Genomic DNA, 25,520 nt, shown 5'->3' with positions numbered 1-25,520 from the left:
TACACCCAGTACGAGGGCTTGCACCCGGCACGCCGAGAGCACGCACCGGACGCCGCTCCTTGACGGGCAAACGTTGCCTGCCGCGGCACTAGCCCTTCCGCAGCTCGGCCCACACGAGTGCGGCCATGACATCGGCCTCGTCCTGCGGCGTTCCCGCCTGCACCAGGATGATCCCGCGGGACTGGTCCGGGAACGTGACCTCCCGCATCGCCGTGCCCAGCGGACGCATCGGCTGGTCCGGCATGGCGGCCTCCCTTCGATGGCTGCCGCCCACGCTATGGGGGCGACCGGCCGAAGACGGGGACCTCCCACCGAACGCATCACCACGCCGTGTCATCGACGGTCCCGCGCATGCGTCGGAGCCGGCGAAGGTGCGTTCCCGTTCGGCGGCATGACGGTTCACCTGATGGAGGACGGGTGCCGCCGGCGTGGAGGTCACGCCGACTCGGAGCCGCCGAGCATCGCGGAAGCCCGCTGGAGCGGATCGACGAGCCTCGTGGGCGCGGCCTTGGGAAGGGTGCGGCAGGTGAAGCCCAGTTGCGTCATGGCCCGCAGCACCTCGCCCGTGCTGAAGTCGCGGGGATCCTGACGAGTGATCACACGGCCGACCTGCTTGGCCGGGTAGTGCCGCCGCCCGACGATGACGGAGTCGCCGACGACCGGCTCGGGCTTGACACCCTTCATCGATTCCAGCACGCCGTTCTTGGTCAGGTCGAACGGAAAACGGGCGATGACGCAGCGCATGATGCCTCACAGGGAGAAGGGGGGAGAGGGTCGAGAGCCGCCCAGGTTCAGGCGGTTCAGTGTGAGAGGGCGAGCACGCCCAGGGCGTTGCCGTGCTCGTCGACCACGGGCAGGGCCCCGAGCCGCCGGTGGCGCATCGTGCGCTCGGCGTCGGCAATGGTGGTGAGCGGCGTGGCGAAGGACTCGTCGTCACCGACGATGTCGCGCAGCCGGACCCGGTCGGTGTATCCGAGGCCGTCGCAGACGTCGGTCAGCCGGGCGTGGGTGACCATGCCCGTGCACTGGCCGTCCTCGTCACAGACGACGAGATGACCCGAGCGGGCGGCTGCCATGACGGACAGCGCCACCTCCACGGTCATGTCGTCCCAGACCTGCGGACCGGCCGCCTCCATGGCATCGGCCGCCATCCTGTGCGGCAGGTCGGCGTTGATCGCGTGGTGCTGCGTTCGGGTCGGCGTCAAGAGGTGCCTCCTGGGGGCGTCGGCTTCCTGATCTGGACGGTTCTGGACGGTTCTACGCTGCCGCGACGCCCGTGGACCGCTGTGCGGACGCACGCCGTGCCGCGGAGGCGGGGCTGCGCCGACCGCGGGTGGTGGCGCCGCGCTTGGGGCGTTCGACGACCGGTGCGGCGATGACGACGGGGACGCCGGAGGGCGTCCGGGAGCCGGTGATGCGGTGCAGGGCCTCATCGCCGGAGCTGACCTGGGTGATCTGCGGGACGATGCCGGCCGTGGCCATGAGGCGGGCCATGGCGCGGCGCTGATGCGGAATGACGAGGGTGACGACACTGCCGGACTCGCCGGCGCGGGCCGTGCGGCCGCCGCGGTGGAGGTAGTCCTTGTGGTCGGTCGGGGGATCGACGTTGACGACGAGGTCGAGGTGGTCGACGTGGATGCCGCGTGCGGCGACGTTCGTGGCGACCAACACGCCGACGTGTCCGCTCTTGAACTGCGTCAGGGTGCGGGTGCGCTGGGGCTGGGACTTGCCGCCGTGCAGGGCGGCGGCCCGCACTCCGCTGGCCAGAAGGTGTTCGGTGAGGCGGTCGACGGCGTGCTTGGTGTCGAGGAACATGAGCACCCGGCCGTCGCGTGCGGCGATCTCGGTGGTGGCCGCGTGCTTGTCGGCGCCGTGGACCTGGAGCACGTGGTGCTCCATCGTCGTGACGGCGCCGGCGGACGGATCGACGGAGTGTACGACCGGGTCGCTCAGGTACCGGCGCACCAGCAGGTCGACGTTGCGGTCGAGCGTCGCGGAGAACAACATGCGCTGCCCTCCGGGGCGCACCTGGTCGAGAAGGGCGGTGACCTGCGGCATGAAGCCCATGTCAGCCATCTGGTCCGCCTCGTCGAGCACGGTGACGCGCACCTGGTCCAGTCGGCAGTCACCACGCTCGATGAGGTCCTTCAGACGTCCCGGGGTGGCGACGACGACCTCGGCACCGCCGCGCAGCGCGCTCGCCTGACGGCCGATCGACACGCCGCCCACGACCGTGGCCAGACGCAGCTTAAGGGCTCGGGCGTACGGCGTGAGCGCGTCGGTGACCTGCTGCGCGAGTTCACGTGTCGGCACGAGGATCAGCCCCAGCGGCTGCCGGGGCTCGGCACGCTGCCCAGCCGTGCGGGCCAGCAGGGCCAGCCCGAAGGCGAGGGTCTTGCCGGAACCGGTACGTCCTCGGCCGAGGACGTCGCGTCCGGCGAGGGAGTTGGGAAGGGTCGCACCCTGGATCGGGAACGGCACGGTCACGCCCTGCCGGCCGAGTTCGGCCAGCAGTTCCCCGGGCATGTCGAGATCGGCGAAGCTCGCCGCGGCGGGCATCGCCGGGGTGATCGTCGTGGGGAGGGCGAACTCGCCCTGCACCGGTGCGGGACGGCGGCCGGGGGCACCGGAGCGGATCGGGCGGCGGCTCGAAGCCGCGGTGGCGAATCGCCCGCTGCTTTTCCCGGGGGCGGCACTTTCGCCACGGGCGGGGGTGAAGCGGTCGTTCGGGTCTGTGCGGTTCATGCGGAACCTTCCTCGATGCGGCGCAGTCAAGGAATTTCCGCAGCGATGAGCACGGAGAAACGCAAGAATGACCGAACTGCACAATCGAAACCGAGTGGACCTCGGCTACGGCGTGTCTCCGATTCCGGGGTGTCCGGTAGGGGAGCACTGCGGTAAAACACGCAGCTGGGGCCCGCACCCCGAAGGATGCGGGCCCCAGCTGCACGTACGCGACAGTCAGCGTCAGGCGGGAACGATGTTCTCGGCCTGCGGACCCTTCTGGCCCTGCGTGATGTCGAAGTTCACCTTCTGGCCCTCCAGCAGCTCGCGGAAGCCCTGGGCGGCGATGTTCGAGTAGTGGGCGAACACGTCAGCGCCGCCACCCTCCTGCTCGATGAAGCCGAAACCCTTTTCCGCGTTGAACCACTTCACGGTACCAGTAGCCATGTCAATCTCCTTTGGGGCAGTGCATCGGCGCCCGCACTGTACGGACACCGTGTCGCCGCGATGATGACCCCGCCCGGAAAAAGACCGGAAAACAAATGCGCTTCCAGCGACCCGAAGGCCGGTCAGGAGCATGTGAAATTCGGGAACCACAACTGCAACTGACAACGACAGTAGCACGCTGAAACGGCCCGGGTACATGTAAAGATCTCCGCCGGATCAACACCGCAATAAAGCTGCCTGCCCGGTTCGTCAAATTCTGACCCGGCGGACACAGATATCGAAGCGCCATCCTGGCTCGCCGGCACAGGCTCCCTCTCCCGGAAGCGGCGGCGACAGAGGCGGTGACTCGGCTCTGCCGGGTACTCGATCCGCCGCGAAGGCGGGCACGAGCGCCCGGCTCGGACAGACGTGAGGAGGTTCGGGATGCGCTTGCGAGACCACGTGGTGGTGGTGACCGGGGCGTCCAGCGGGATCGGACGGGCCACGGCGGTGGCTTTCGCGCGCAAGGGCTGCGCCGTGGTGCTGGCCGCGCGACGCGAGGAGGCGCTGGAAGCCACGGCCCAGAAGTGCGCAAAGCATCGCGGGGCGCGGACCCTGGTCGCGCCGACCGACACGACGGACGTCAAGGCGGTCGAGGACCTGGCGCGACGTGCGGTGGAGGAGTTCGGCCGGATCGACGTCTGGGTCAACAACGCGGCCGTCAACGCCTTCGGCCGTTTCGAGGACGTGCCCCTGGAGGACTTCCGCAAGGTCCTGGACGTCAACGTCATGGGCTACGTCCACGGGGCCCGAGCGGCTCTGCCGGTGATGCGCGAGCAGGGCACCGGCACGTTGATCAACATATCCAGCATCGTGGGTGCCGTGGCGCAGCCGTACAGCCACCCGTACGGCATGTCCAAGCATGCCGTACGCGGACTCGGCTCAAGCCTTCGACAGCAGCTCCGGTTGGAGGGGGTGAAGGGCATTCACATCTGCACGGTACTGCCCGCCACCATCGACACCCCGCACTTCGAACAGGCGGCCAACTACACCGGGCGCAAGGTGGTGGCCATGCCGCCCGTCTACTCCCCCGAGCGAGTCGCCCGGGCTGTGGTGCGTCTCGTCCGCCGACCGCATCGCGAAGTGGTGGTCGGGCACGCCGGCCGGGCGCTGGTGCGTCAGTCGCGGATGGCGCCGGGACTCACGGAACGGGCCATGGCGCGACAGACGGACCAGACCCATCTGTCCCACGACGAGGAGGCCCCGGCCACGCACGGCACACTGCACGTCCCGGCCCCGGGGGAAGGGGCGGTGCACGGAGGCTGGGGCGGCCGACGGCGTACCGCGATCCGCAGGACCGCCGTCGCGGCCACACTGGCGGGAGTGGCCGTGGCCGCCGGACGGCGGCGGATGAGGCTCCCGGCCGGCACTTGACGGGTACGACCCGGGCGGCACGGCGGAGCAAGAGCGGGCGGAAGTCTGAAGGGAGCCGCGCGGGCGCGGGCCCCGCGGACAGCGCCACACGAGCCACACGCTCAGCCACGCGCAGATCCAGACCCCGAGCCGCACAGGCACGGGTGCCCCGCGGACAGCGCCACACGAGCCGCACGCTCAGGCACGCGCAGATCCGGACCCCGGGCCGGAGGGCCGCTGGACCCCGTACCCGCGCGGCGCGGCCGTGCGACCGTGTGTCTGCCCCGCCTCAGCCGCCGCCTCACACGACGCGGATGTCCCCGGACCGGGCTGTGGGAGCCGGTCCGGTCGGCCTGGGGTCCCGCCCCGGCCGACCGGGCCGGGGCGGGTTCGTCCTTACGATGCCGTCCGCGCAGACGCGTGCGCGGGCACCGGCAGCCGGACGACGTCCATGAGGAAGCCGCTGCGGACGCGGGCCGGCATGCGGTTGAGCGGGATGCGCAGGTCCTGTTCGGGTACGTCGTACTCCAGGCGGGCCAGGCGTGGCCCGAGGGCTCGCAGCAGCGCGATCGTGACGTCCTCGCCCGGACAGCGGTGACCGGTGTCGCGGTCGCCGCCTCCCTGCGGGATCAGTTCATCGCCCTCGGGCGGCCTCGCCAGGAAGCGCTGCGGTTCGAAGGCGTACGGATCCTTGAAGAGGGCGGGGTCGTGGTTCTGCCCGTAGAGGTCGAGCAGAACCATCGTGCCGGACGGGATCGGTTCGCCCTGCCACTCGAGGTCGGTGACGGCCCGGCCGCCCACGAAGGGAGCGAAGGGGTAGAAGCGCCGCAGCTCGTGGGCGAAGGCCACGGCGTGGGCGGGGTCGTCGCCGAGCAGGCGCTCCCGCAGGTCCGGCCTACGGCGCAGCGCGTGACCGGCGTAGGTGACGAACCAGCACACGGCGACGGTCGGGCGGATGACGTTGAGCAGTTCGACCGCGGCCGTGTGCGGGTCGAGGAGCCCGCCGTCGGCGTCCCGGTGCCGGACGACCCCCTCCAGTACCGACCCGGCCGGCGCCGCGACGGCGCCCGTCCGTACGTCCTCGACCAGACGTCCCAGCCAGGCCTCGCAGCGGGCCCTGGCCCGGCGTGCCCGCCAGTGGCGCGGCCCGGGCGTGGCGAAACCGTCGACCATGGCGACCAGGTCCCGGGCCAGGGGGCCGGGGTCCTCGACGACGAGTCCGGCCCACTGGCACACGCCCTTGGTGAGGATGCGGCTCGTCTCGTCGAACAGCACGACCCGACGGCCGGGCCACGACTCCACCGCCTCGTCCCACTCCGATGCGACGCGGTCCACCAGACCGGCGACCGCCTCCGCCCCGGTGAGGAGGGACAGGAACATCTCCTTGCGCACGCGGTGGTCCCGCCCGTCCAGGGTGTGCACGGCTCCGTGCCCGAACAGCGTGCTCAGCACCGGCCCGGGCAGCGCTGTCCGGCGCTCCACATGCCGCTCGTCGTAGAAGAACCGCACCGCCTCGGGGCCGTGCAGGGCGACGGCCTGCTGTCCCATGAGCCGGGTGCGCACAAGTGGGGCGTCGGTGCGGCGCCTCCGGTCGGGCAGCCATGCGTATCCCTTGGCCAGGAGAGCGAGCGAGCTGTCAGCGATCGGTGGACGACTCTGATTCATGGCGCGGCGAGTGCCCGTCGGCACCGGCCGGAAACGCGGCCACCACCGTGGTGCGGCGTGCGTTCATGGCCACGGCCTTCGGTCACCGGGGCCGTTCCGGACAGCGCGAGGTGTTCCCGATCCGACCGGCCGCAACCCTCCGGGGCCTCGCGTACGGGGCACGATTGCGTTCCGGAAGCGGGGTACCGGCCGCGCACCGGGCGCTCACGGTGACGCGCCCCCGTGCCGGGAGACCGCCCAGATGACCCCACGCACCTTCGCGGGAGGCACCCGTATCCCTGTCCGGCGGGCGGCCCTGCCGGACGGTACGGAGTTCCCGCAGCAGGAAACCCAGGCGCGTTCCGGTCTCGGCGTGACGGCCGCCGCAGCGCTCACCGGGCGTCTTCGTCCTCGGCGTCGTCGCCGGGGTCGTCGACACGTTCCCACTGGGCGCGGTGATCAACAAGGGCCTGACGATCCGGGGCGCCAGCAGCACGGGCAGCTATCATCCCGATGCTGCCGGACCGATTGGCGGCCGATGAACTGAGCACCTCCCATCTGGCGACCCACACGGTTTCCCTGGAGGAGGCGCCGCGGGCCTACGAGATGTTCAGGGAGAAGAGCGACGGCTGCGTCCGCGCGGTCGTCCGGCCGGGCGGCTGACCCGTGGCGGAGCTCGCGCGGAGCGTAACGATCGCCGCGTCCGGCGCGGGCTCCCCTCCCTGCGGTGGGCGCTCCGGCCGTCGCAGCGGGCAGCACCCACGCCGAAGGGCCGCCAGGACACACCCGGCGGCCCTTCGGTCGGTGAGGTCGCAGCACAACTGGCGGCCCTTCTCAGTGCGGCCGCAGCACGACAGCTGAGGACGCTGGCCGGGCTCAGCACCGATCCGACCGGCTTCATGCCCTGTCGTCAGGGGTGCTCCGGCCGCTGGTCCGGCGGCACGCCTCCGCCTTCGCCGCCACCCTTGTCACCCTTGTCCTGGCCATGGGCCCGGGCGCCTTCGGTCCGGTCCTGCCCGGCCTTGATGTCGGCACTGTCCTGCGGTGTCGCGCCACCCTTGCCGCTGCGTCGCTGTTCCGGCTGCTGTGGATTCGACATCTGCGGTCACCCCGCTCTCGTCATGGGTCTGTCACAGCGACGGGTTCCCTCGGGGGCGGAACCCACGCGCCCCGCTGTTCCCGGCCCTCAGCCACGCCCCCTCGTACAGTTGAGTGACGGGAATCGAATCCCTTCATCCTTGGCCCCGATTCCTGCGGAAGAGCACTCATGCACCACCCGTCCGGCAGCCCGGACGACGACTCCGGCGCACTGTTCGGCCTCGACGCCCTCGCCCCTGGACCCGCGGTGACCGAGGAGAACGCGGTGTGCACGCTGCTCGGCGAACACCGCCGCTGAGCGGACGCCGGGCCCGGCGACGCGCGGCCCGGGGTGCTCCGCGTGGGCGTCACGGCGGGCCGGCGTCGACGGTGCCCGCCGCGGCGTGTTGCGGACCGGGCCCTCCGCGCCGCCGCGCGGGGGCCCGGGAGTGCGCCGCCTCCCGTATCCCTCGTGTCGGCAGGCACTCGAACGGGACGTCGTCCCGAACCCTCACCCACCGTTCTGGGCCACCCCGTACGCCGGATGCACTCACGGGGCGGCCGGTGTCCGGGGGCGCGGATGCGGCATCGCCCGAATGCGGGTGATGCGGGCGGCCGCCGGCAGGGCATTCAGTCCTACATGAGTGATCACCACGAGGGACCCGACGCGACCCACCGCCGCCCGCCCGGCATGACCGACACCACCGTGCGAGCCCTGGGCGCCCTGTCCAAGGCCCTGGAGACGACCGAGCGCGCGCGAGGCCACCTCTACGCCTTCCACCAACTCACCGGCGGGGCCGACTTCGAGCTGGACCGCGCGGTGGGCCTTCTGCGCGAGGCCGGGCACCCCGAATGGGCGGAACGGGTCCGGCACGACATCCTGGGCCGCAACGTCATTCCGGGGCACTGGACCTTCCAGATCATCGAGGCCTACAACGACACGTACTACGAGCCGTTCAAAGCCGCGGAAAGGAAGGCCCGTCAGGAACTGGCCGACGGGAAGGACCACCTGTACGAGGCCGAGCTGAAGGAAGAGCGGCGCACCGGTGGACACCCCGACCACACGGCCCGGCCCGGTACGTCCTCGTAGGGCCACGCCACCGGATGGCCCATATCACTGGTTCACGCCCTTCACGGACATACCCTGCGCGGTATGAACAAATGCCATATCGCATACCTGTCGTGCGCGGCCGCACTGCTCGGGACGGGCCTCGGCGCCGTTCCGTCGACCGCCGCCCACACGCTCCATCTGGTGAGACCCGGGGAATCGATCCAGAAGGCGGTGGACGCCGCCCGGCCGGGAGACACCGTGCTGCTGGCGTACGGCACCCACCGCGGAAGCGTCACCGTGGCCACGCCCGGAATCACCCTGCGCGGCATGGGCCACGGCACGGTGCTCCGGCCCGGGGCGGACCCGAGCGCGGCCCGCGACGGATCGGGCACCGGGAAGGCCGCCGACAACTGCGCCGCGGCCGGGAACGGCATCTGCGTCACGGGCACGAAGGACCACACCGTCGACGGTGTCACCATCGTCTCCCTGACGGTGACCGGCTTCCGCAAGACCGGCGTGCACGCCCATGCGGCCGACGAGCTGACCGTGCGCAACGTCGCCGCGGTCGGCAACGGGGTGTGGGGCATCGCCTCGGAGCGCTCGGCCCGTGGTGTGTTCCGCGGCAACATCGCCCGGGACAACGGCGACGCCGGCCTCTTCCTCGCCAACACGGTGACGGAAGAGGAGGGAGCCGCGGAGACCGGGGGCACGGTGGTGGAGCGCAACCGGCTGGAGGGCAACCGGATCGGTGTCACCGTCCGCCGGCTGCGCAACCTGACCGTCGCGGGCAACCACCTCACCGGCAACTGCGCGGGTCTCTTCGTCGTCGGCGACGAGAACAAGCCCAAGGCCGGCCTCGTGACCGTGCGCGAGAACCGCATCGAGCGCAACAACAAGTCCTGCCCGAAGACCGCCCGGCTGGACGCCCTGCAGGGCTCGGGCATCGTCCTGACCGGCACCGACGACAACCTGATCACCCGCAACGAGATCCGGGACAACATCGGCACGTCGCCGCTGTCGGGCGGCATCGTCGTGTTCAAAAGCTTCGTCGGCACGCCCAGCGAGCGGAACCGGATCAGCGACAACCTGCTGCAGGGCAACTCCCCGGCGGACCTGGTCAATACCGACCCCGGCAAGAACAACACGTTCCAAGGCAACTCCTGCCTGTCGTCCGAGCCCGTCGGCCTGTGCTGAGCGCCCACCGTCGAGCTGCGCGAACCTGAGGGTTGCCACGACCACGCGGACACCCTCGTGCTTCACATGACCCACGTGGAATGCAAGTAGAAAGGCGGCACATGACGACCACTCAGCCCGCTCCTCCGCCGTCCATGCGGCTGCGGGAGCTCGCGTTCGGGGCGGCATGTGCCGCCGCCCTCCGCGCGGCCGCCCGGCTGGGCGTCGCCGACGCCCTCGGTGACAGCCCGATGGCCGTGGAGGACATCGCGGCCACGGTGAAGACCGAACCCGGCCCGTTGCGACGACTCCTGCGGGCCTTGTCCTGTTACGGCGTCTTCGCCGAACGCCCGGACGGGACGTTCGCGCACACCGACGTCTCCCGGCTGCTGCGCGAGGACGACCCCGACAGTCTGCGCGCCATCTCTCTGTGGTGCACCGAGCCGTGGACCTGGGACGTCTGGCCGAAGCTGGACGAGGCGGTGCGCACCGGCCGCAACGTGGTGGAGGACCTGTACGGCAAGGAGTTCTTCCCCTATCTCAACGAGGACGCGCCGGCGTCGGCCGACATCTTCAACCGCGCCATGACGACCTCCAGCGTGCAGTCGGCTCGCGACGTCGCGGAGTTCCTCGACCTCACGGGATGCGCGTCGGTCGCCGACATCGGCGGCGGCCAGGGGCACGTGGTGGCCAGCCTGCTCGACAAGTACCCGGGCATGCGCGGGACGCTGCTCGACCTCCCCCGGGTGGTGGAGAACGCCGTGCCGAGACTGCGTGCGGGCGGCGACCTCGCAGACCGTGCCGACGTGGTGCCCGGCGACGTCCGGACGGCCGTCCCGGTGAAGGCCGACGTCTACGTCATCAAGAACATCCTGGAGTGGGACGACGAGAGCACGGCCCGCACCCTGCGCAACGTCCGCGAGGCCGGCGGCCCCGGGACGCGGGTGGTGGTCATCGAGAACCTCGTCGACGACTCGCCGTCGATGCGGTTCAGCACCGCGATGGACCTGCTGCTTCTCCTCAACGTCGGCGGGGCGAAGCACACCACCCAGAGCATGGTCCACCGGCTCACCGAGGCGGGCCTGGTCATCGACGACATCAGCCCGGTCAACCCCTACCTGCACGCGTTCGACTGCCACATCCCCGGCTGATTCGACCGCGCCCCGTGGGACCCGGTGATCCCGGGACTCCCGCTGCGGGCAGACCGACGGCCGCCGGGTCCGCGACGCTGCGGACCCGGCGGCCGTCGAGTGCCGGCGGTGGTCAGCCGGCCGGCTCGCGCTCCCAGAGGTAGAAGCGCTGCGCCATGGCGTCCTTCGGGGAACGCCAGGTGTCGGGGTCGTAGGCGCTGACGTACGCGGACAGCCGCTCGCTGACGTCCCGGAACTCGGGGTGCCCGGTGATCCTGGCGATGGCGGGCCCGGGCTCACGCTCGGACTCGATCAGGTGCATGTACACATCGCCGAACTGGAAGAGGCTGCGCCGGGTCACGCCGACGAGGTGCGGCAGCTCCCCGCGATCGGACTCCTCGAACACCTTGGCGATGTCGGGAGCCGATCCCGGTGCCATCCGGGCGACGATCAGAGCTTGGTGCATGGGTCTGTTCTCCGTCCGGCTCAGTCGGTCAGACCGGGGCTGGCACCGCGCTCGGCGGCGATCTTCTCGATACGCTCGCGGATCAGGCCCATCTGCACCTTCGAGTTCCGGTTGATGTTGTCCGTCATCCACGCGTCGTCGACCGGCGCGTCCGGCTTCATCGCGAAGTCCTGCGTCCAGACCATGCGCGTGCCGGCCGGTACCTCCTCGTACCGCCAGTGGATGTCCATGTGGGCGAAGGGACCCGTCTCGACCCGGCGGGCCTTGACGGTGAGTGTCTCGCGGTCCGGCTCACGCTCGGAGACCCAGCTCCACACGGTGCCGTTCTCGTCCGGGTGCATCGTCAGCCGGAAGGTCGTCCTGCGGCCCTCCCGGGAGAGGATCTCGACGGAGGCGTACTCGCTGAACAACTGCGGCCAGTTCTCCAGGTCGTTGGTCACGTCCCAGACCAGGTCCAGGGGTGCCGCGATGGTGATCTCGTTCTGCGTGTGTCCGGCCATCTCATGCTCCTGCCATCAGGGCACTGTTGACGAGGTCGAGGAACTGCCGAGGCGTCTTGGAGCGTTCGGCGTCGGTGGGCATCGGCGTGCCGTACCGGTTCTCCAGCTCGCCCACGATGCCCAGCAGGCCCAGTGAGTCGACGCCCATGGACTCGAAGGCCGCCCCGTCGCGCCGGAGTTCCTCCGGGGTGACGTGGGCACCGGCGCACTTCTTCATGAGTTCGGCCAGCTCTTCCACAGTGATGCGGTCCGTCATGCCATTCCCTTCCTCTGTTGTTCCTCTGCGCCTCAGGACGAGACGCCGGTGGCGCCGTGCCGCAGCACGAGCGCCGAGTTCGACCCCATGAGTCCGCGGCTCAGCACCAGCGCCGTGCGTACCTCGGCGGTCCGGGCACGGCCGGTCACGAGGTCGAGGTCGTGGCAGATGTCGAAGACGTTGGGGGTGGGCGGGATCAGGCCGTGCTCCATCGACAGCACCGCCGCCGCGGTGTCCATCAGCGGCGCCGCGCAGTAGCCCCGGCCGATCCCGGTCTTCGGCGCCGTGACGGGCACCCGGGTGCCGTGGGCGCCGAGAGCATCGGCGATGGCCAGGGCCTCGGCGCGGTCCGCCTCCGGCACGCCGAGGGCATCGGCGAAGACCACGTCGATCTCCTCGGGGGCACAGTCGGCCTCCGCGAGAGCTCCCCGGACGGCCTGGGCGAGTCCTTCCCTGGACTCCTCCCAGCGGGAGGCGCCCGTGAACGTCGCCGCGTGCCCGGCCAGGTGGGCCCGCACCCGCACGCCCCTTTCCCGGGCCATGCTCTCCGCCTCCACCACGACCATGGCTCCGCCCTCCGCGGGCACGAACCCGCAGGCCGCGGACGTGAACGGGCGGTAGGCGCGGACCGGGTCGTCGAGCGTGCTGAGTTCCTCGTAGCCGAGTTGGCAGACGACCGAGTAGGGGGCGATCGGCGCCTCGGTCGCCCCGGCCACGATCACATCGGTGCCGCGCCGCACGGCGCGCGCCGCGTGAGCGAGGGCGTCCAGGCCGCCGGCCTCGTCGGCGGCGACGACCGAGCAGGGCCCCTTGAAGCCGCGGCGGATGGAGATCTGGCCCGTGCTGGCGGCGTAGAACCAGGCGATGGACTGGTAGGGCCCGACGAAGCGGCTGCCCTTGCCCCACAGCCGCTGGAGCTCACGCTGCCCGAACTCGCCGCCGCCGGAGCCGGCCGCGGTGACCACGCCCACGGAGTACGGGGCGCCGTCGGTCTCGGCCCGGTGGAGCTGGGCATCGTCCAGCGCGAGGTCGGCCGCGCCCATCGCGAAGTGTGTGAACCGGTCGGTCTGGACCAGGAAGCGTTCCTCGATCGCCGCCGACGGGTCGAAGTCGCGCACCTGGCCCGCGACCCGCAGCGGCAGATGCTCACAGCCCTCACGCGTGACCCGGTCCAGGACGCTGATGCCTTCCCTGGTGGACTTCCAGAAGGTCTCGGTACTGGCTCCGTTGGGCGCGATCACACCGATTCCCGTGACGACCGCGCGCCCTGGGCGAGGTTCGCTCATCGTGTCTTCTCCCTCGGCCGGTTCATGACCACCGCGGACTGGAAGCCGCCGAATCCGCTGCCCACCGAGAGCACGCTGTCGAGCTTGCGCTCGCGGGCGACGCGTGGGACGTAGTCCAGGTCGCACTCGGGGTCGGGTGTCCGGTAGTTCGCGGTCGGCGGTACCACCTGGTGGGCCAGGGCCAGCACACAGGCGACGAGTTCGATCGCTCCGATGGCGCCCAGGGAGTGGCCCACCATCGACTTGATGGAACTCATCGGCGTCTCGTAGGCGTGCGGGCCCAGCACCCGTTTCACCGCGGCCGTCTCATGGCGGTCGTTCTGCTTGGTGCCCGATCCGTGCGCGTTGACGTAGTCGATCGCGGTGGGGTCGAGCCGTGCGTGGTCGAGGGCGTCCTCGATGGCGCGGGCCATCTCCAGGCCCTCGCTGGTGAGGCCGGTCATGTGGTAGGCGTTGCCGAACGTGGCGTAGCCGCCGAGCTCGCAGTACACCTGGGCGCCGCGGGCCCTGGCGTGCTCGAGCTCCTCCAGGACGAGTACGGCGCCGCCCTCTCCCATGACGAATCCGTCGCGGTCGGCGTCGAAGGGACGCGAGGCGTGCGCCGGGTCGTCGTTGTTCGAGGAGGTGGCTTTGATCGCGTCGAAGCAGGCCATGGTGATCGGGGAGATCGGCGAGTCCGAGGCGCCGGCGATACAGACGTCGGCCCGGCCCTCCTCCACGGTGTGGAAGGCGTACCCGACCGCGTCGAGCCCTGACGTGCAGCCCGTGGAGACGGTCTGCACCGGGCCCCGCGCGCCGAACCGCTCCGCCACGGTGGAGGCGAGCGTGCTGGGCGTGAAGGCGCGCTGCAGGTGCGCTCCCGCTTCCCGGTGGTCCACGTCCCAGCGCTGCCCACCGTGGCTGACCGCGACGTAGTCGTTCTCCAGCCGGGTCGTGCCGCCGACCGCGGTGCCCAGTGAGACGCCGACCCGCCACGGGTCCTCGGCGCCGAGGTCGAGACCCGCGTCCCGCACCGCTTCGTCCCCCGCGACCAGGGCGAACTGGATGTAGCGATCGCACCGTTCCACGTCGCGCACATCCAGGCCGTGGGCCAGGGGGTCGAAGTCGCACTCGGCGGCGATCCGCGAGCGCAGTCCGGACGGGTCGAAGAACGTGATGGCCCGAGTCGCCGTGCGCCCGGCCGACAGGAGATCCCAGAAGGCCGGCACGCCGATGCCGCCGGGAGCGACGATGCCTATGCCGGTGACCACCACCCGCCTCGTCATGACCGGACCTGACGTCGCTCGGCCGCCTCCGCTCCCACCACCGCGGCCTCGGCTTCCGTCTCCTCGGTGTCGACGTGGCCCAGCGGCGGGCTCGGCGCCAGGGGGCCGAGGTGGAAGACCAGCCGGGCCTCCACCTTGCCGACGTTGCGGAAGCGGTGGCGCATGTTGACGGGAATCAGCAACCCCTGCTCGGGCTGGAGGGGATGCGGCTCCCCGTCCAGGTCCACTTCGAGCTGTCCGCACACCACGTACACGAACTCCTCGGAGTACGGGTGGTAGTGCTCACCGATCCGGTCGCCGGGTTCGATGAGGGCCACGCCCATGAATCCACTGGTGGCGCCCACCGCGGCCGGAGTGAGCATGGCGCGCAGGTCACCGCCTCGCCGGCGGTTGGGTTCGACGTCGCTCAGGCTCACGATGTTGGGACGAGATGTGATCACGCGTTCCTCCGTTGGGGTACTGCACCGACGCGGGAGAGGCAGGCACCGCCCCTCCCGCTGGATGGCGGGTCAGGCGTCGGGCGACCGGCGGTCGGTGACGAGATCCATGCGCGCCCGTTCGAGGAGGCGGTCGAGGCCGCCGTCCTTCGACACGGGCGCCTCCATGCCCGCGTCCTCCAGGAGTGTCGTCAGCTCGGCCACCTGCGCCGTGTCGGACAGACCGAGAAGGAGGCCGGGGTCGGCGTCCTGCAGTCGGCCGCGTACGTCGATCAGCCGTACGACGACGTCGTCGCGCTGGAAGATCGTGCTGCGCAGCACCGGGCTGCGCGGGTCGTCCGCCGCCGCCTCGTCACGCCGGGCCAGGAGTTCGGCCAGCCGCATTCCGCGCTCCGGCCGCGCCGGGTAGTACAGGGCGTACCGCTCGGCCTGGGGGTTCTGCTCTCCCGCCGTCACATGGTGGACGGCCGGCAGTGCGGCCCGGGTGAAGAAGACCCGGGCGGACTCGGGGTCGTTGAGGTCCCGGTCCTGCTCGAGATGGGGATTGATGGCCTCCTCGACGGCCCGCACCTCGGGCTGCCGGGCGACGTGACGCAGCGCGGCCAGCAGGTCGCCCCGGACCTCGACGGCCCGCACCACCCGGTTGCCGTGCATGAACAGCGAGGTGCGGCACAGCCGGGTGGTGTCGTCGACCTTCGGCTCGGGCGACTCGTAGTCGGCGAGGATCTTGGCGACGATCTCCTCGCTGCCCGGTTTGACGGTGAAGGTGAGCGCGTGCCGGATCACACCGTCGCCGATCCTGGGGGCGGTCTGGAGCCGGCGGTCCGCCCGGTCGGCGTCCGTCGCGGGGCCGCCGGTCTCGCGGACGACGTGGAAGCGCAACGACCGGGTGTCGCGCACGCAGCTGTGCAGCGGCTCCACCATCCGCACGTGTTCCTCGCTGTTGACCCAGGCGAGGAACGGCGGGGCGCTCTCCCACTCACTGGTGATGAGCCACTGGGAGGGGTTCTCGATCGACTGGCACAGCTGGTCGCTGACGTGACCGGGGACGGACGCGACCTGGTTGCACAACTGTTCGTAGGCCTCGAGGAACTCCTGCTGGGCTCCGTCGTTGACGTCGACCAGCAGGACGACTCGGAGCCGGGAACCGTCGAACACGGACTGGGAGACATGGTGCGACGCCTGACGCGCCCGCGAACCTGCCACCTGTTCGGACGTGGTGGTCATCCTGCGCACATCTCCTTCGCGGAGGGGAAAGTGAGCGCCGGTCGCAGTAGTGCGACGTCAGCGTTCCTCGATCCTGTTGCCCTCTCCGCACATCGCGCGACTCGGACGACGTAGGTGAGTGACGGGGCGGGGACGCCCGGGACGAGAAGTGCCCAGACGGAGCAGGCGATTCGCGCGGTCCTCGGCCTGCCGGTCGCACTCCCCCGCCCAGGTGACGAGCACATGTTCGCGTCCCGATGGTTTCGTCATACACCGATCACGGGAGACGGCGCCGCCGGTCTTCTGTCCCGGTCGGGGCGGCCGACATCCCGCCCGCCGGCGCGCCCCGACCGGGACCGGATCGCGCCGCAGCCGGCCCCGGCCAGGCGATCGGATCCCCAGGATGATCAGGCGACTGCCAGAGCGGTCCGCAGAACCTCGTGCAGCGTCGCCTCGGCATCCGCGTCCGGTCCCTGCGACCGCCACACGACGAACCCGTCGGGCCGGACGAGCACGGCACCCCCGGGACCCGTCCCATGGCGCTCCGCCCAGTCGGCGGCGTCCTCCGGCACCAGGTCGGCCTCAGCTCCGGTGCCCACCCGGTACGACCTGAGCGGAATGGACAGCTTGTCGGCGAGACGCACGGCGGCCTCGTGCCACTCGTTCGGCTCAGTGGCGTCACTGAGCAGCACGAGGGACCGCTCGTAGAGGTCGAGCGTCGAGATCCGTTCGTCCCCTCGGCGTACCCACAGGTGGGGGGCCCGGCTGCCGGGGCCGCCGGTCAGGTCGAGGCGCTCCGGCACCACCGGGACTTCAGGGTCGGCGCCGACGACGGCTCCCTGCGGGTAGCGGTAGCCGAGGGCGACGTTGAGGATGCCCTTCTGGGGGCCACCGCCGCCCGCCGCGGGGGGCGCGGCGAATCCGGGGTGGCTGTGCTCGGCGGACCGGGCCGCGGCCCGCGCGCTGGTGGCCTCGGCGACGGGACGGCGCTCGGCGTCGTAGGTGTCCAGCAGGTCCTCCCCCGCCCAGCCGTCGAGCACCGCGGCCAGCTTCCAGGCCAGGTTGTGGGCGTCCTGGATACCGGTGTTGGAACCGAAGGCGCCGGTGGGGGACATCTCATGAGCCGAGTCACCGGCCAGGAACACCCGTCCCGACCGATAGCTGCGGGCGACGCGCTGAGCGGCGTGCCAGGGGGCCCTGCCGGTGATCTCCACGTCGAGGTCGGGGACCCCGACCGCCCGGCGGATGTGTTCGACGCACCGCTCGTCCGTGAACTCCTCCAAGGCCTGCCCGCGCTCAGGGTGCCAGGGGGCGTGGAAGACCCAGTTCTCGCGGTTGTCCACCGGCAGCAGGGCACCGTCGGCCTCCGGGTTCGTCAGATAGCAGACGATGAAGTGACGGTCGCCCACGACATCGGCGAGACGGCGGGAGCGGAACGTGAGGCTGACGTTGTGGAACAGGTCGCCGGGGCCGCTCTGGCCGATACCGAGTTGCTCACGCACGGGGCTGCGCGGGCCGTCCGCGGCGACGAGGTAGTCCGCACGGATGGTGGTGTGTTCACCTGTCTCGCGGCTCTTGACCACGGCGGTCACTCCGGCGGCGTCGCTGTCGAACGACATCAGTTCGGTGGAGAACCGCAGGTCGCCCCCGTGCTCGCGGGCATGGTCGAGCAGGACCGGTTCGAGGTCGTTCTGGCTGCACAGGCACCAGGCACTCGGGCTGAAGCGGGCCAGCCCACCACCCGGGTCGATGTCCCTGAACAGCCACTCGCCCGCGTCGCCGACCAGGGTGGGCGTCTGCAGGATGCCGTGGTTGACGGCCAGGGTGGCGGCCGCGTCCTGGATCGCCTTCTCGACACCCGCCACCCGGAACAGTTCCATCGTGCGGACGTTGTTGCCACGGCCTCGCGGGTGGATGGAGGTGCCTGCGTGGCGCTCCACCAGCATGTGCGGTACTCCCAGCCGACCCAGGAACAACGAGGTCGACAGGCCGACCAGGGAGCCGCCCACGATGAGGACCGGGACGCTGATGGTGTGGGGGCCCGTCCGTCCGGGTCGTTCGTTCATCACTCTCGCCTCCAGCGCATCGATGCCGCCGACCCAGCCGGATACGGCGGAGATCCTCATGCATGCCCCGGAAAGGTGACGGTGCCTCAGGCTTCACCCGCCTGCGTCGCGGTGCGGGCAACGCCGAACCGGCCCGGACGAACCACCTCACCTGAAGGATCCACGCCCCGACCGACGTGCCCGGCGCCTGTGTCCCGTCGCCGGAGGCCGTCGAAGCGGCCCGCGGGACACACCGACGCCGTCTGCTCCGTCGCCCACCACGGCGGCCGGGCGCCTGCCATGAGGTGGGACGGGACATGCCTGTGGGCCCCGGGTGATCCCGGGGCCCACAGGCCGGCAGCGGTTCGGTGGCTACCAGCGATACCAGCGGCCCTTGCGGCCTCCTGTGTCCGCGCTGCGCATCACGAAGCCCAGCAACCAGACGACCAGCACGATGACGGCGATCCACCACAGTGCCTTCAGCGCGAATCCCGCACCGAAGAGGACCAGAGCCAGAAGCAGAACGAGAAGCAGGGGAACCATAGTTATCGACCTCCGTCACTCCTCGTGCCCGGCGATGCGAAGAAAACACGACCGATCTCCCTGGTTTCTTCACTCTCTTTCCGGGGACTGGGCCTTATCCCTCGCTTGGCTCGATCAGATCTCGTCCGGAGGGAAGCCCCCGTCGCGGGGACGGCGGTCACCGAACTCGGCGTCGTTCAACGTCGGCACCCCGAAGAAGCCCCTCATGAGGCCGTTCAGGTCCGGCTTCGTGGCCCCGGCCGGAGCCGTGGTCCTGACGCCCTCGCGCAGCCGCGCGGTCAGACCCGGCATCTTGACCTTGGCGCTCTCGGCCAACGGCGCGGGCGCGGGACCGCCTTCGGCCTCCTGGCCCTCGGCGACGGCCTTTTCCATCGCCTTGGCGCTGAACCTCACCCACTTCCCCTCGATGACGTCCTTCAGTGCCCAGGCCTCCTGGGGCAGCTCACGTGATCGTTCACAAGACTCACCACGCGCCCCTAGGGTTGTGCTGTCCGGTGAGTCCCCCGGGGCTGCCCGGCGCCCACCGACAACACGTCGACGGGAGCGGGAGGTTCGGGCCTTGTTCGAGGACTTCGAGGTCAGGCAGGTCGAGGTCGATGAGGCATCGATCCTCGTTCGCCACGGCGGGGAGGGGCCGCCGGTGGTGCTGCTGCACGGCCATCCGCGCACCTCCGCGACCTGGCATCGGGTGGCCCCACTCCTCGTCCGGCGAGGTTTCACCGTGGTCTGCCCCGATCTCCGGGGGTACGGCCGCTCCACCGGCCCGGCGCCCACCGCGGACCACGCCGCTCACTCCAAGCGGGCCGTCGCCGGTGATGTGGTCGAGGTGATGCACTCCCTCGGCCATGCCCGGTTCGCGCTCGCCGGGCACGACCGCGGAGGCTATGTCGCATTGCGTCTCGCGCTCGACCATCCCGACGCGGTCTCCCAGGTGGCACTGATCGACTGCCTGCCCCTCACCGAACATCTGTCCCGCATCACGCCGGAGTTCGCCACGCAGTGGTGGCACTGGTTCTTCTTCGCCCAGCCGGAGATCCCCGAGCGGGTCATCAACGCCGACCCGGACAGCTGGTATCGCGGCGACCCGCGGAGCATGGGACAGGAGAACCACGACGAGTGGCGCGCGACCACCAGGAACCCCGCCGTGGTCCGGGCGATGCTGGAGGACTACCGGGCCGGCCTCACCGTCGACCGGCGGCACGAGGAGGACGACCTCGCCGCCGGTGTGCGGATCCGGTGCCCGGCACTGATCCTCTGGTCGCTCCGGGACGACCTCGAAGAGCTGTACGGGGACCCGCTGAAGATCTGGCGGCGGTGGGCACCGGACGTACGCGGTCACGGCATCGACTCCGGACACCACGTGGCCGAAGAAGCGCCGGAGGCGCTCGCCTCCTCCCTCGCCGGCTTCTTCGCCCGCTGACCGAGGTTCCCGGTACGCCAGGCGTCACCGGCCCGTGGTGGGTCGCGGTCACGGCCGGCGGCTGCACCGCGCACAGGGCCGATGCGTCACAGCCAGCCGTTGCGGCGGAAGGCCCGGTACAGCAGTCCGGCCCCCAGGGCCATCACCGCCAGCGCGCACGGATAGCCGTAACGCCAGTTAAGCTCGGGCATTTCGGCGAAGTTCATGCCGTAGATCCCTGCGACCAGCGTGGGGAGGGCCAGGATGGCAGCCCACGCGCTGATGCGGCGCATGTCGTCGTTCTGCCAGGTGCTCACCTTCGCCAGATGGGCGTCCAGGACCGAGCCGAGCAGGTCGTCCAAGGCGTGGACTTCGATGTCGGTGCGGGTGAGGTGGTCCGCGACGTCGCGGAAGTACGGCACCATCTGCCGCGGCCAGGCGTCCCGCGGTGTGGTGAGGTCGTGCACCACCGGCACCAGGGGCTGGACGGCGTCGCGGAACTCCACGACCTCCCGCTTGAGTGAGTAGATCTGCTCCGTCAGGTCGTCGCGGGAGGGCGAGAACACGCACCGTTCCAGCTCGGTGAGATCCGAGCGGACCTGTGCCGCTGCCTGTGCGTAGGCGTCGACGATCACGTCGATGACCGCGTGCAGGACACTCACCGGTCCGAGGCGTGCCATCTGCGGGGCGTCCGCCAGCCGGGCGGCAGCCTCCGCCGTCGGGTCGGCCGCACCGTGCCGGACGCTCAGCGCGAAGGACGGACCGAGGAAGATCATCATCTCGCCGGTTTCCACGTCCTCGGTCTGTTCGACGAACCACAGTGTCCGCACGGCGACCGCAAGTACGTCACCGTAGCGCTCCTGCTTGGGTCGCTGGTGTGCTTGGACGGCATCCTCGATCGCCAGGGGGTGCAGGTCCAGGTACTCGCCCAGTCGCTCCAGCTCGTCCTGGTCGGGTTCGTCCATCCTGATCCAGGCGAACTCGTCCGGCTTCAGCGCGGCCAGGCGGTCGAGGACGACCTGGCATTCTTCGCCCTTCGGCCGGCACTCGATCGTTTCGCACTCGTCCGTCTGCTCTCGGTAGATCGCGCACTCCATGCCCCCTCGGATGCTTCCGCCGCCGCGTTCCATGCGCGGGCGGCACACGGAGCCCGGAGGCCACGCGCCACCTACATCACGTGGTCACCAGACCTTCACATTCGTCCGCTGCCGACGGAGCCTGGGCGGGCACTCGGATGTCACCGACCGGAGGGAACTGGGCTGTGATCATTGTCGCCTTGCTGCTGCTGCCGGCTCTGGGTGTGCTGCTGTACGTCATGGATCGTGTCGAGGACCGCCTGTCGGCCCGCCCGTCGGCGGCCCGACACGCGCGTAGGCGTCACCTTCGACTGGTGCACAGCGCCGACCCGTCCCGTACCGAGCGGAGTCCGGCCGGGCATTCCGCCCAACGCGGCGAAGCAGCCTGACGCCGGGCTGCCGGCCCGGGGTGCCCGTCCCGGCACGAGGTGCTGCCCGTGAGGGCGAGCGCCCTCCGCCCCAGCCATCCCCGCCCGGTTGAGCCGACGCCCACGGGTACTCGGCGGGTATGAAGCCGCAACTTCCCGGGTGGAAAGAGCACCACGGCAGCGACGACGCAACCGAACCGGACATCCCGCCACCTGAGGAAGTGGGTCCCGGCCCCGCGGTGGAGCGGCGCGCACCGGACAAACCGACGAAGCTGCCGAAGACGGCATGGGCGGCGATGCTGAAAGGCTGCCTGCGTGAGTTCAGGGACGACGAGCTGGCCGACCGGGCCGCGGCGCTGACCTACTACGGCCTGTTGTCGCTGTTCCCCGCGCTGCTGGTCCTGGTGTCGATGCTCGGACTCACCGGCAAGTCCGCCACGGACGCGATACTGGACAATCTCGAGAAGTTCACTCCTGGCGCCGCGCGTGACATCATCACCGGCGCCGTCACCCAGTTGCAGAGCAACGCGGGTATCGGGTCGATCATGGCCATCGTCGGCATCGTCGTGGCGGTGTGGTCGGCTTCCGGATACGTGGCCGCGTTCATCCGCGCGGCCAACCGTGTCTACGACATGCCGGAGGGCCGCCCGATCTGGAAGATCCTTCCTGTCCGGATCGGGCTGACGGTCGCCCTGTTGGTGCTCGCCGTCGTCAGCGCCCTGATGGTCGTCTTCACCGGTGCCCTGGCCCGCCAGGCCGGCACGGCCCTCGGGATCGGCGACACCGCGCTGACGGCGTGGTCGATCGCCAAATGGCCCGTCCTGGTGCTCCTGGTCACGATCATGATCGCGCTGTTGTACTGGACCAGCCCGAACGCCAGGGTGAAGGGGTTCAGGTGGATCACGCCGGGCAGCTTCCTCGCCCTGGTCATCTGGATGATCGCGTCCGGTGCCTTCGCCTTCTACGTCGCCAACTTCGCCTCGTTCAACAGGATGTACGGCACCATGGCCGGTGTCATCGTCTTTCTCGTCTGGCTGTGGATCAGCAATCTGGCGATTCTCCTCGGCCTGGAGTTCGACGCGGAGATCGTCCGGCAGCGGGCGATCGCCGGGGGTCTGTGCCCGCACGAGGAGCCCTACACCCAGCCGCGCGACACCAGGAAGTGGACCGAGAAGGACCTGCGCCGGCTGGACGAGGTATGACCGTCGTCCGGCGGATGCCGGGCAGGTTCGGAAGGTCTGGCTGCTTTACCTCGTGGCGTTCGGGATAACCGCAGTTCATGACGGAGCTGACGAGTCTGTTCGAGGCTGATCGCGTTCTGACCCAGCGGGCGGCTTCCCGCACCCCGCCGGGAGTCGCCAAGGCGCTGTCCGCGGTCGAGGAGTGCGCGGAGAGCACCAAGCTCTGGTGCGGGGCCGCCGCGGCCATGGCCTGGCTGGGCGGATGGCGGGGCCGCAAGGCAGCGGCAGCCGGGATAGGGGCCATGGTCGTGGCACAGCTGGCGTCGAACGGCCTGTGCAAGCAGCTCACCGACCGCCCCAGGCCGCCCGCGGAGTGGATCCCGCACGACGAGGTCGCCGACCGCCCCGACTCCTCCTCGTTCCCCTCCGGGCACACGGCGGCCGCAGTCGCCTTCACCGCCGCCGTCATCCCCGTCTGGCCGGTCGCGGGCGCGCTGTGCGCCGTTCCGGCCGCCATGGTGGCCGTGGAGCGGGTGCAGTCGGGTGCCCACTATCCCACCGACGTCGCCGCCGGTGCGGCGATCGGGCTGGCCGGCGCCTGGCTCACGCGTCATGCTCCGGCGCTGCTTCTGCGTCACTGGCGGTAACCCGATTCGCCGTGGCCGGCGGCGGCCCGGGCCCTGACGAGCGGCGGACGGGACGAGGTCCCCCGCCGCCGTCCTGGAGGGCCGTGGCACCTGCGGGCACCGCCCTCTCCGCAGCCGCAGACGCACGGAGGGATCGGGAAGGGACGACGGCGAGAGGTCGCCGTGGCAGCGCCCGCACTCGGCCCGCGCATGACCTTCGGGGGCTGTGACCCTCTACAGCGGCGTGCCTCCGGGGGAGACGGCCTCGGGTTCGGCCAGAGTGATGCGGGCCGTGATGCGCTTGCCGACGGCCTCCCGATCGATGGACAGGCCGTCGGTCACCGCTTCGACGATCTCCAGGCCGTGGCCGCCGATCCGGCCGGGGTCCGCGGCCCGGGCCGCGGGCACCGTCGGGTCGCTGTCCCGCACGACGACCTCCACCGCTCGTACGGTGAGGCCGAACTCCACGAGGACGGGGCCGGAGGCGTACTTGCAGGAGTTGGTGACCAGTTCGCTGACCACCAGTTGGGTGAGGTCCATCGCGCGAGCCGGCACCAGCAGGCCGTAGTCGTCACCGGCTTGGTCGAGGAAGGCGACGGCGTGCTGGCGGGCGTCCGCGATGCAGCCGTCGTCACCGCCCAAGGCAATGCCGACGCGCGTCAGATGCCCCTCCGGTGTTGTACATCCGTCACCATCAACAGCACATGCCACTGGCCTCGCCCTCACTCCCCGCTTGCCGTGCCAGTACCCCCTGATCCGCCACGCATGCCGCACGGACGGGTGCGCACCGGTGGTGTGGGCGCATACCCGGCCGGGGGCGGCCCGGTCCCGCACGACGTCGGCTGCCGTCTCCGGGAGCCGGTGCGCGATCGTCCGCGGCCCCGTGACGGTACGACGGCTACCGTCCTGGTAGCCGGTGCGCGATCGACCCCGGCCTGTGCCGGTGAGGGGCCTGGGCCGACATGACGGTGCAGGGCTTGTGGCGACCGCCTGTCGGTTGTCAGAGGAAGGTCCACGTCACGGCGATCCTCCCCGCGCTGAGGGGAGCGATCTCCTGGAACGCCGCCGGTGACAGATCGAGGTCTCCATGGCCACAGCCCGGACAACTGTCCGCGACGGTGACGTCCACCTGGCCGTCCGGGCCGGTCACCCGGATCTTCCTGCCGCACAGGTCCGGGCTGTACTGCGCCATGTTGAGGGCCGCGACGAAGTCGGTGTTCTGGTGGGAAGTGCCGCAGGCGCCGAGGCCGACGTCGTAGTACGTGGCCTCGCCGCCATAGGTGTCCCGTGCGGACACGGCTGGCCGAGCCGATCCGTACGCCGCGGCGTTCCCCGGTCCAGCACAACCCAGAAGGAGCGCCACCACACCGGCGAAGACCCCGAGTGGCCTGACTGATCTGTGATTCATGCCGGTACAGCTACAGGTCACGGCCACAACACGCCAAGAACCCATGGGCCGAACGGGGCGCCAGGTCCTCGGCACCCCCGGTACGGCATCAGTCGGCAGGCGCCGGCCGGCGTCCCAGGGCCCGCCCTACCGCACCACGCGATAACGGGGGTACACCACCTTCGAACTGAAGGTGCGGGTCTCGGCGAGTTCGAGATCCACCCTGCGCTCGTGCCGGGGGAAGAACGGAATGCCACCGCCCACCAGCACCGGGTGGACCACGGTTCGGTACTCGTCGATCAGATCCAGTGCGGCCGCCTCGGCGGCGAGGGTCGCGCCCCCGATCGCGATAGCGCCCTCCCCCGGTTCGGCCCGCAACCGCTCGATCTCCTCCGCCATACCGCCGGAAGCGAGACGGGCGTTGCCCTGCACCGCCGACAACGTGGTGGAGAACACCACCTTCGGGAGGGGATTCCAGAGCGCGGCCCACTCGCGCTCGGAGTCGTCGAGCGAGGGGTCCTGAGCGGCGGTCTCCCAGTACTGCATCGTCTCGTACAGCCGTCGTCCCAGCAGATGGACGCCGACATCCCGGATCTCGTCGATCCAGAAGCGGAAGACGTCGTCGTCCGGCGTCGTCCAATCGAAGCCGCCGTCCGGCCCGACGATGTAGCCGTCCAGTGAGACGCCCATCGAATAGGTCACGCTGCGCATCAGCAGTCCTCCTCGGTAGCGGATCCGACAGTAGGGCCACCGGACTGCATGGGAGCCACCCCGACGCGCGGGTCCGTCGACCGAGGAGGCCCGGCACATCCTCTGCGTGGAGCTGGACGGCTTCGTGCAG

31 protein-coding genes are annotated in these 25,520 nt (G+C 70.7%); 10 read left to right on the top strand and 21 right to left on the bottom strand.

Annotation, left to right across the window (positions count from 1 at the left end; all coding sequences use genetic code 11):
- Positions 1–88 precede the first annotated feature (88 nt).
- The 5 genes from ABTX62_RS17640 to ABTX62_RS17620 form a co-directional block, all read right to left on the bottom strand.
- Entirely contained in the window at positions 89–244 is a 156-nt protein-coding gene (locus ABTX62_RS17640) for a hypothetical protein (protein ID WP_352116999.1), read from the bottom strand.
- A 191-nt stretch (positions 245–435) separates the two neighbouring features.
- Complete coding sequence (locus tag ABTX62_RS17635; protein ID WP_352116998.1) at positions 436–744, bottom strand: SCO5918 family protein; 309 nt, start codon at positions 742–744, stop codon at positions 436–438.
- A gap of 56 nt (positions 745–800) precedes the next feature.
- Positions 801–1,151 carry a CBS domain-containing protein gene (locus tag ABTX62_RS17630; RefSeq protein ID WP_352117007.1) on the bottom strand — a complete coding sequence of 117 codons (351 nt, stop codon included), beginning with the start codon at positions 1,149–1,151 and terminating at the stop codon, positions 801–803.
- A 106-nt stretch (positions 1,152–1,257) separates the two neighbouring features.
- Complete coding sequence (locus ABTX62_RS17625; RefSeq protein ID WP_352116997.1) at positions 1,258–2,745, bottom strand: DEAD/DEAH box helicase; 1,488 nt, start codon at positions 2,743–2,745, stop codon at positions 1,258–1,260.
- A gap of 222 nt (positions 2,746–2,967) precedes the next feature.
- Positions 2,968–3,171, bottom strand: a complete 204-nt coding sequence (locus ABTX62_RS17620) for a cold-shock protein (RefSeq protein WP_283974026.1) — start codon at positions 3,169–3,171, stop codon at positions 2,968–2,970.
- A gap of 423 nt (positions 3,172–3,594) precedes the next feature.
- Between ABTX62_RS17620 and ABTX62_RS17615 the strand changes: the two genes are divergently transcribed.
- Positions 3,595–4,584 (top strand): SDR family oxidoreductase, encoded by a 990-nt coding sequence (locus tag ABTX62_RS17615; protein ID WP_352116996.1) that lies wholly within the window; start codon positions 3,595–3,597, stop codon positions 4,582–4,584.
- Between the two features lie 375 nt (positions 4,585–4,959).
- Here ABTX62_RS17615 and ABTX62_RS17610 read toward each other — a convergent pair whose 3' ends face one another.
- Positions 4,960–6,228, bottom strand: coding sequence for a cytochrome P450 (locus tag ABTX62_RS17610; RefSeq protein ID WP_352116995.1), 1,269 nt, complete (start codon positions 6,226–6,228; stop codon positions 4,960–4,962).
- A 492-nt stretch (positions 6,229–6,720) separates the two neighbouring features.
- Between ABTX62_RS17610 and ABTX62_RS17605 the strand changes: the two genes are divergently transcribed.
- On the top strand, positions 6,721–6,870 hold the full coding sequence (locus tag ABTX62_RS17605) for a hypothetical protein (protein WP_352116994.1): 150 nt from the start codon (positions 6,721–6,723) through the stop codon (positions 6,868–6,870).
- Positions 6,871–7,117: 247 nt separating this feature from the next.
- Here the strand turns inward: ABTX62_RS17605 and ABTX62_RS17600 are convergent, their stop codons facing one another.
- A complete protein-coding gene (locus ABTX62_RS17600) occupies positions 7,118–7,306 on the bottom strand; it encodes a hypothetical protein (RefSeq protein ID WP_352116993.1) in 189 nt (62 codons plus the stop codon).
- 168 nt (positions 7,307–7,474) lie between these two features.
- Between ABTX62_RS17600 and ABTX62_RS17595 the strand changes: the two genes are divergently transcribed.
- From ABTX62_RS17595 to ABTX62_RS17580, 4 genes are all read left to right on the top strand, one after another.
- On the top strand, positions 7,475–7,603 hold the full coding sequence (locus ABTX62_RS17595; protein WP_352116992.1) for a hypothetical protein: 129 nt from the start codon (positions 7,475–7,477) through the stop codon (positions 7,601–7,603).
- A 321-nt stretch (positions 7,604–7,924) separates the two neighbouring features.
- Positions 7,925–8,374 (top strand): hypothetical protein, encoded by a 450-nt coding sequence (locus tag ABTX62_RS17590; protein WP_352116991.1) that lies wholly within the window; start codon positions 7,925–7,927, stop codon positions 8,372–8,374.
- A 63-nt stretch (positions 8,375–8,437) separates the two neighbouring features.
- A complete protein-coding gene (locus tag ABTX62_RS17585; protein WP_352116990.1) occupies positions 8,438–9,529 on the top strand; it encodes a right-handed parallel beta-helix repeat-containing protein in 1,092 nt (363 codons plus the stop codon).
- Positions 9,530–9,630: 101 nt separating this feature from the next.
- Entirely contained in the window at positions 9,631–10,659 is a 1,029-nt protein-coding gene (locus ABTX62_RS17580; RefSeq protein ID WP_352116989.1) for a methyltransferase, read from the top strand.
- Positions 10,660–10,771: 112 nt separating this feature from the next.
- Here ABTX62_RS17580 and ABTX62_RS17575 read toward each other — a convergent pair whose 3' ends face one another.
- From ABTX62_RS17575 to ABTX62_RS17530, 10 genes are all read right to left on the bottom strand, one after another.
- Positions 10,772–11,104: a TcmI family type II polyketide cyclase gene (locus tag ABTX62_RS17575; protein WP_352116988.1), complete on the bottom strand. Its 333-nt coding sequence runs from the start codon at positions 11,102–11,104 to the stop codon at positions 10,772–10,774.
- Positions 11,105–11,124: 20 nt separating this feature from the next.
- Complete coding sequence (locus tag ABTX62_RS17570) at positions 11,125–11,604, bottom strand: SRPBCC family protein (protein WP_352116987.1); 480 nt, start codon at positions 11,602–11,604, stop codon at positions 11,125–11,127.
- Between the two features lies 1 nt (position 11,605).
- Positions 11,606–11,860 (bottom strand): acyl carrier protein, encoded by a 255-nt coding sequence (locus ABTX62_RS17565; RefSeq protein WP_352116986.1) that lies wholly within the window; start codon positions 11,858–11,860, stop codon positions 11,606–11,608.
- A 32-nt stretch (positions 11,861–11,892) separates the two neighbouring features.
- Entirely contained in the window at positions 11,893–13,146 is a 1,254-nt protein-coding gene (locus ABTX62_RS17560) for a ketosynthase chain-length factor (RefSeq protein ID WP_352116985.1), read from the bottom strand.
- On the bottom strand, positions 13,143–14,411 hold the full coding sequence (locus ABTX62_RS17555) for a beta-ketoacyl-[acyl-carrier-protein] synthase family protein (protein WP_352116984.1): 1,269 nt from the start codon (positions 14,409–14,411) through the stop codon (positions 13,143–13,145). The genes ABTX62_RS17560 and ABTX62_RS17555 overlap by 4 nt, the downstream gene beginning before the upstream one ends.
- Positions 14,408–14,851, bottom strand: a complete 444-nt coding sequence (locus ABTX62_RS17550) for a cupin domain-containing protein (RefSeq protein WP_352116983.1) — start codon at positions 14,849–14,851, stop codon at positions 14,408–14,410. Before ABTX62_RS17550 ends, ABTX62_RS17555 begins: the two co-directional genes overlap by 4 nt.
- A 69-nt stretch (positions 14,852–14,920) precedes the next feature.
- A complete protein-coding gene (locus ABTX62_RS17545) occupies positions 14,921–16,075 on the bottom strand; it encodes a SchA/CurD-like domain-containing protein (RefSeq protein ID WP_352116982.1) in 1,155 nt (384 codons plus the stop codon).
- 386 nt (positions 16,076–16,461) lie between these two features.
- Positions 16,462–18,120: an FAD-dependent oxidoreductase gene (locus tag ABTX62_RS17540; protein ID WP_352116981.1), complete on the bottom strand. Its 1,659-nt coding sequence runs from the start codon at positions 18,118–18,120 to the stop codon at positions 16,462–16,464.
- Between the two features lie 351 nt (positions 18,121–18,471).
- Complete coding sequence (locus tag ABTX62_RS17535) at positions 18,472–18,642, bottom strand: DUF5670 family protein (protein ID WP_102911389.1); 171 nt, start codon at positions 18,640–18,642, stop codon at positions 18,472–18,474.
- 114 nt (positions 18,643–18,756) lie between these two features.
- Entirely contained in the window at positions 18,757–19,035 is a 279-nt protein-coding gene (locus ABTX62_RS17530; protein ID WP_352116980.1) for a hypothetical protein, read from the bottom strand.
- 166 nt (positions 19,036–19,201) lie between these two features.
- Here ABTX62_RS17530 and ABTX62_RS17525 point away from each other — a divergent pair, with 166 nt between their 5' ends.
- Positions 19,202–20,062, top strand: a complete 861-nt coding sequence (locus ABTX62_RS17525; RefSeq protein WP_352116979.1) for an alpha/beta fold hydrolase — start codon at positions 19,202–19,204, stop codon at positions 20,060–20,062.
- Between the two features lie 86 nt (positions 20,063–20,148).
- Here the strand turns inward: ABTX62_RS17525 and ABTX62_RS17520 are convergent, their stop codons facing one another.
- Positions 20,149–21,138 (bottom strand): magnesium and cobalt transport protein CorA, encoded by a 990-nt coding sequence (locus ABTX62_RS17520; protein WP_352116978.1) that lies wholly within the window; start codon positions 21,136–21,138, stop codon positions 20,149–20,151.
- A gap of 164 nt (positions 21,139–21,302) precedes the next feature.
- Here ABTX62_RS17520 and ABTX62_RS17515 point away from each other — a divergent pair, with 164 nt between their 5' ends.
- From ABTX62_RS17515 to ABTX62_RS17505, 3 genes are all read left to right on the top strand, one after another.
- Entirely contained in the window at positions 21,303–21,506 is a 204-nt protein-coding gene (locus ABTX62_RS17515; RefSeq protein WP_352116977.1) for a hypothetical protein, read from the top strand.
- A 119-nt stretch (positions 21,507–21,625) separates the two neighbouring features.
- Positions 21,626–22,687, top strand: a complete 1,062-nt coding sequence (locus tag ABTX62_RS17510; RefSeq protein ID WP_352116976.1) for a YihY/virulence factor BrkB family protein — start codon at positions 21,626–21,628, stop codon at positions 22,685–22,687.
- Positions 22,688–22,764: 77 nt separating this feature from the next.
- Entirely contained in the window at positions 22,765–23,313 is a 549-nt protein-coding gene (locus tag ABTX62_RS17505) for a phosphatase PAP2 family protein (RefSeq protein ID WP_352116975.1), read from the top strand.
- Positions 23,314–23,526: 213 nt separating this feature from the next.
- On the opposite strand, the gene ABTX62_RS17500 is transcribed toward ABTX62_RS17505, so the two are convergent.
- The 3 genes from ABTX62_RS17500 to ABTX62_RS17490 all read right to left on the bottom strand — a co-directional run bounded on the left by ABTX62_RS17500 (position 23,527) and on the right by ABTX62_RS17490 (position 25,390).
- Complete coding sequence (locus tag ABTX62_RS17500) at positions 23,527–24,003, bottom strand: ATP-binding protein (protein ID WP_502997968.1); 477 nt, start codon at positions 24,001–24,003, stop codon at positions 23,527–23,529.
- Positions 24,004–24,292: 289 nt separating this feature from the next.
- Positions 24,293–24,589 carry an RlpA-like double-psi beta-barrel domain-containing protein gene (locus tag ABTX62_RS17495; protein ID WP_352116973.1) on the bottom strand — a complete coding sequence of 99 codons (297 nt, stop codon included), beginning with the start codon at positions 24,587–24,589 and terminating at the stop codon, positions 24,293–24,295.
- Between the two features lie 237 nt (positions 24,590–24,826).
- Positions 24,827–25,390, bottom strand: coding sequence for a dihydrofolate reductase family protein (locus ABTX62_RS17490; protein WP_352116972.1), 564 nt, complete (start codon positions 25,388–25,390; stop codon positions 24,827–24,829).
- Between the last annotated feature and the right edge of the window lie 130 nt (positions 25,391–25,520).

Origin of the sequence: Streptomyces sp. NPDC096046 (assembly GCF_040303285.1) — a bacterium.
GTDB lineage: Bacteria > Actinomycetota > Actinomycetes > Streptomycetales > Streptomycetaceae > Streptomyces.
The sequence above is the reverse complement of the archived record's forward strand: the minus strand, read 5'-3'. Positions and strand labels throughout refer to the sequence as shown.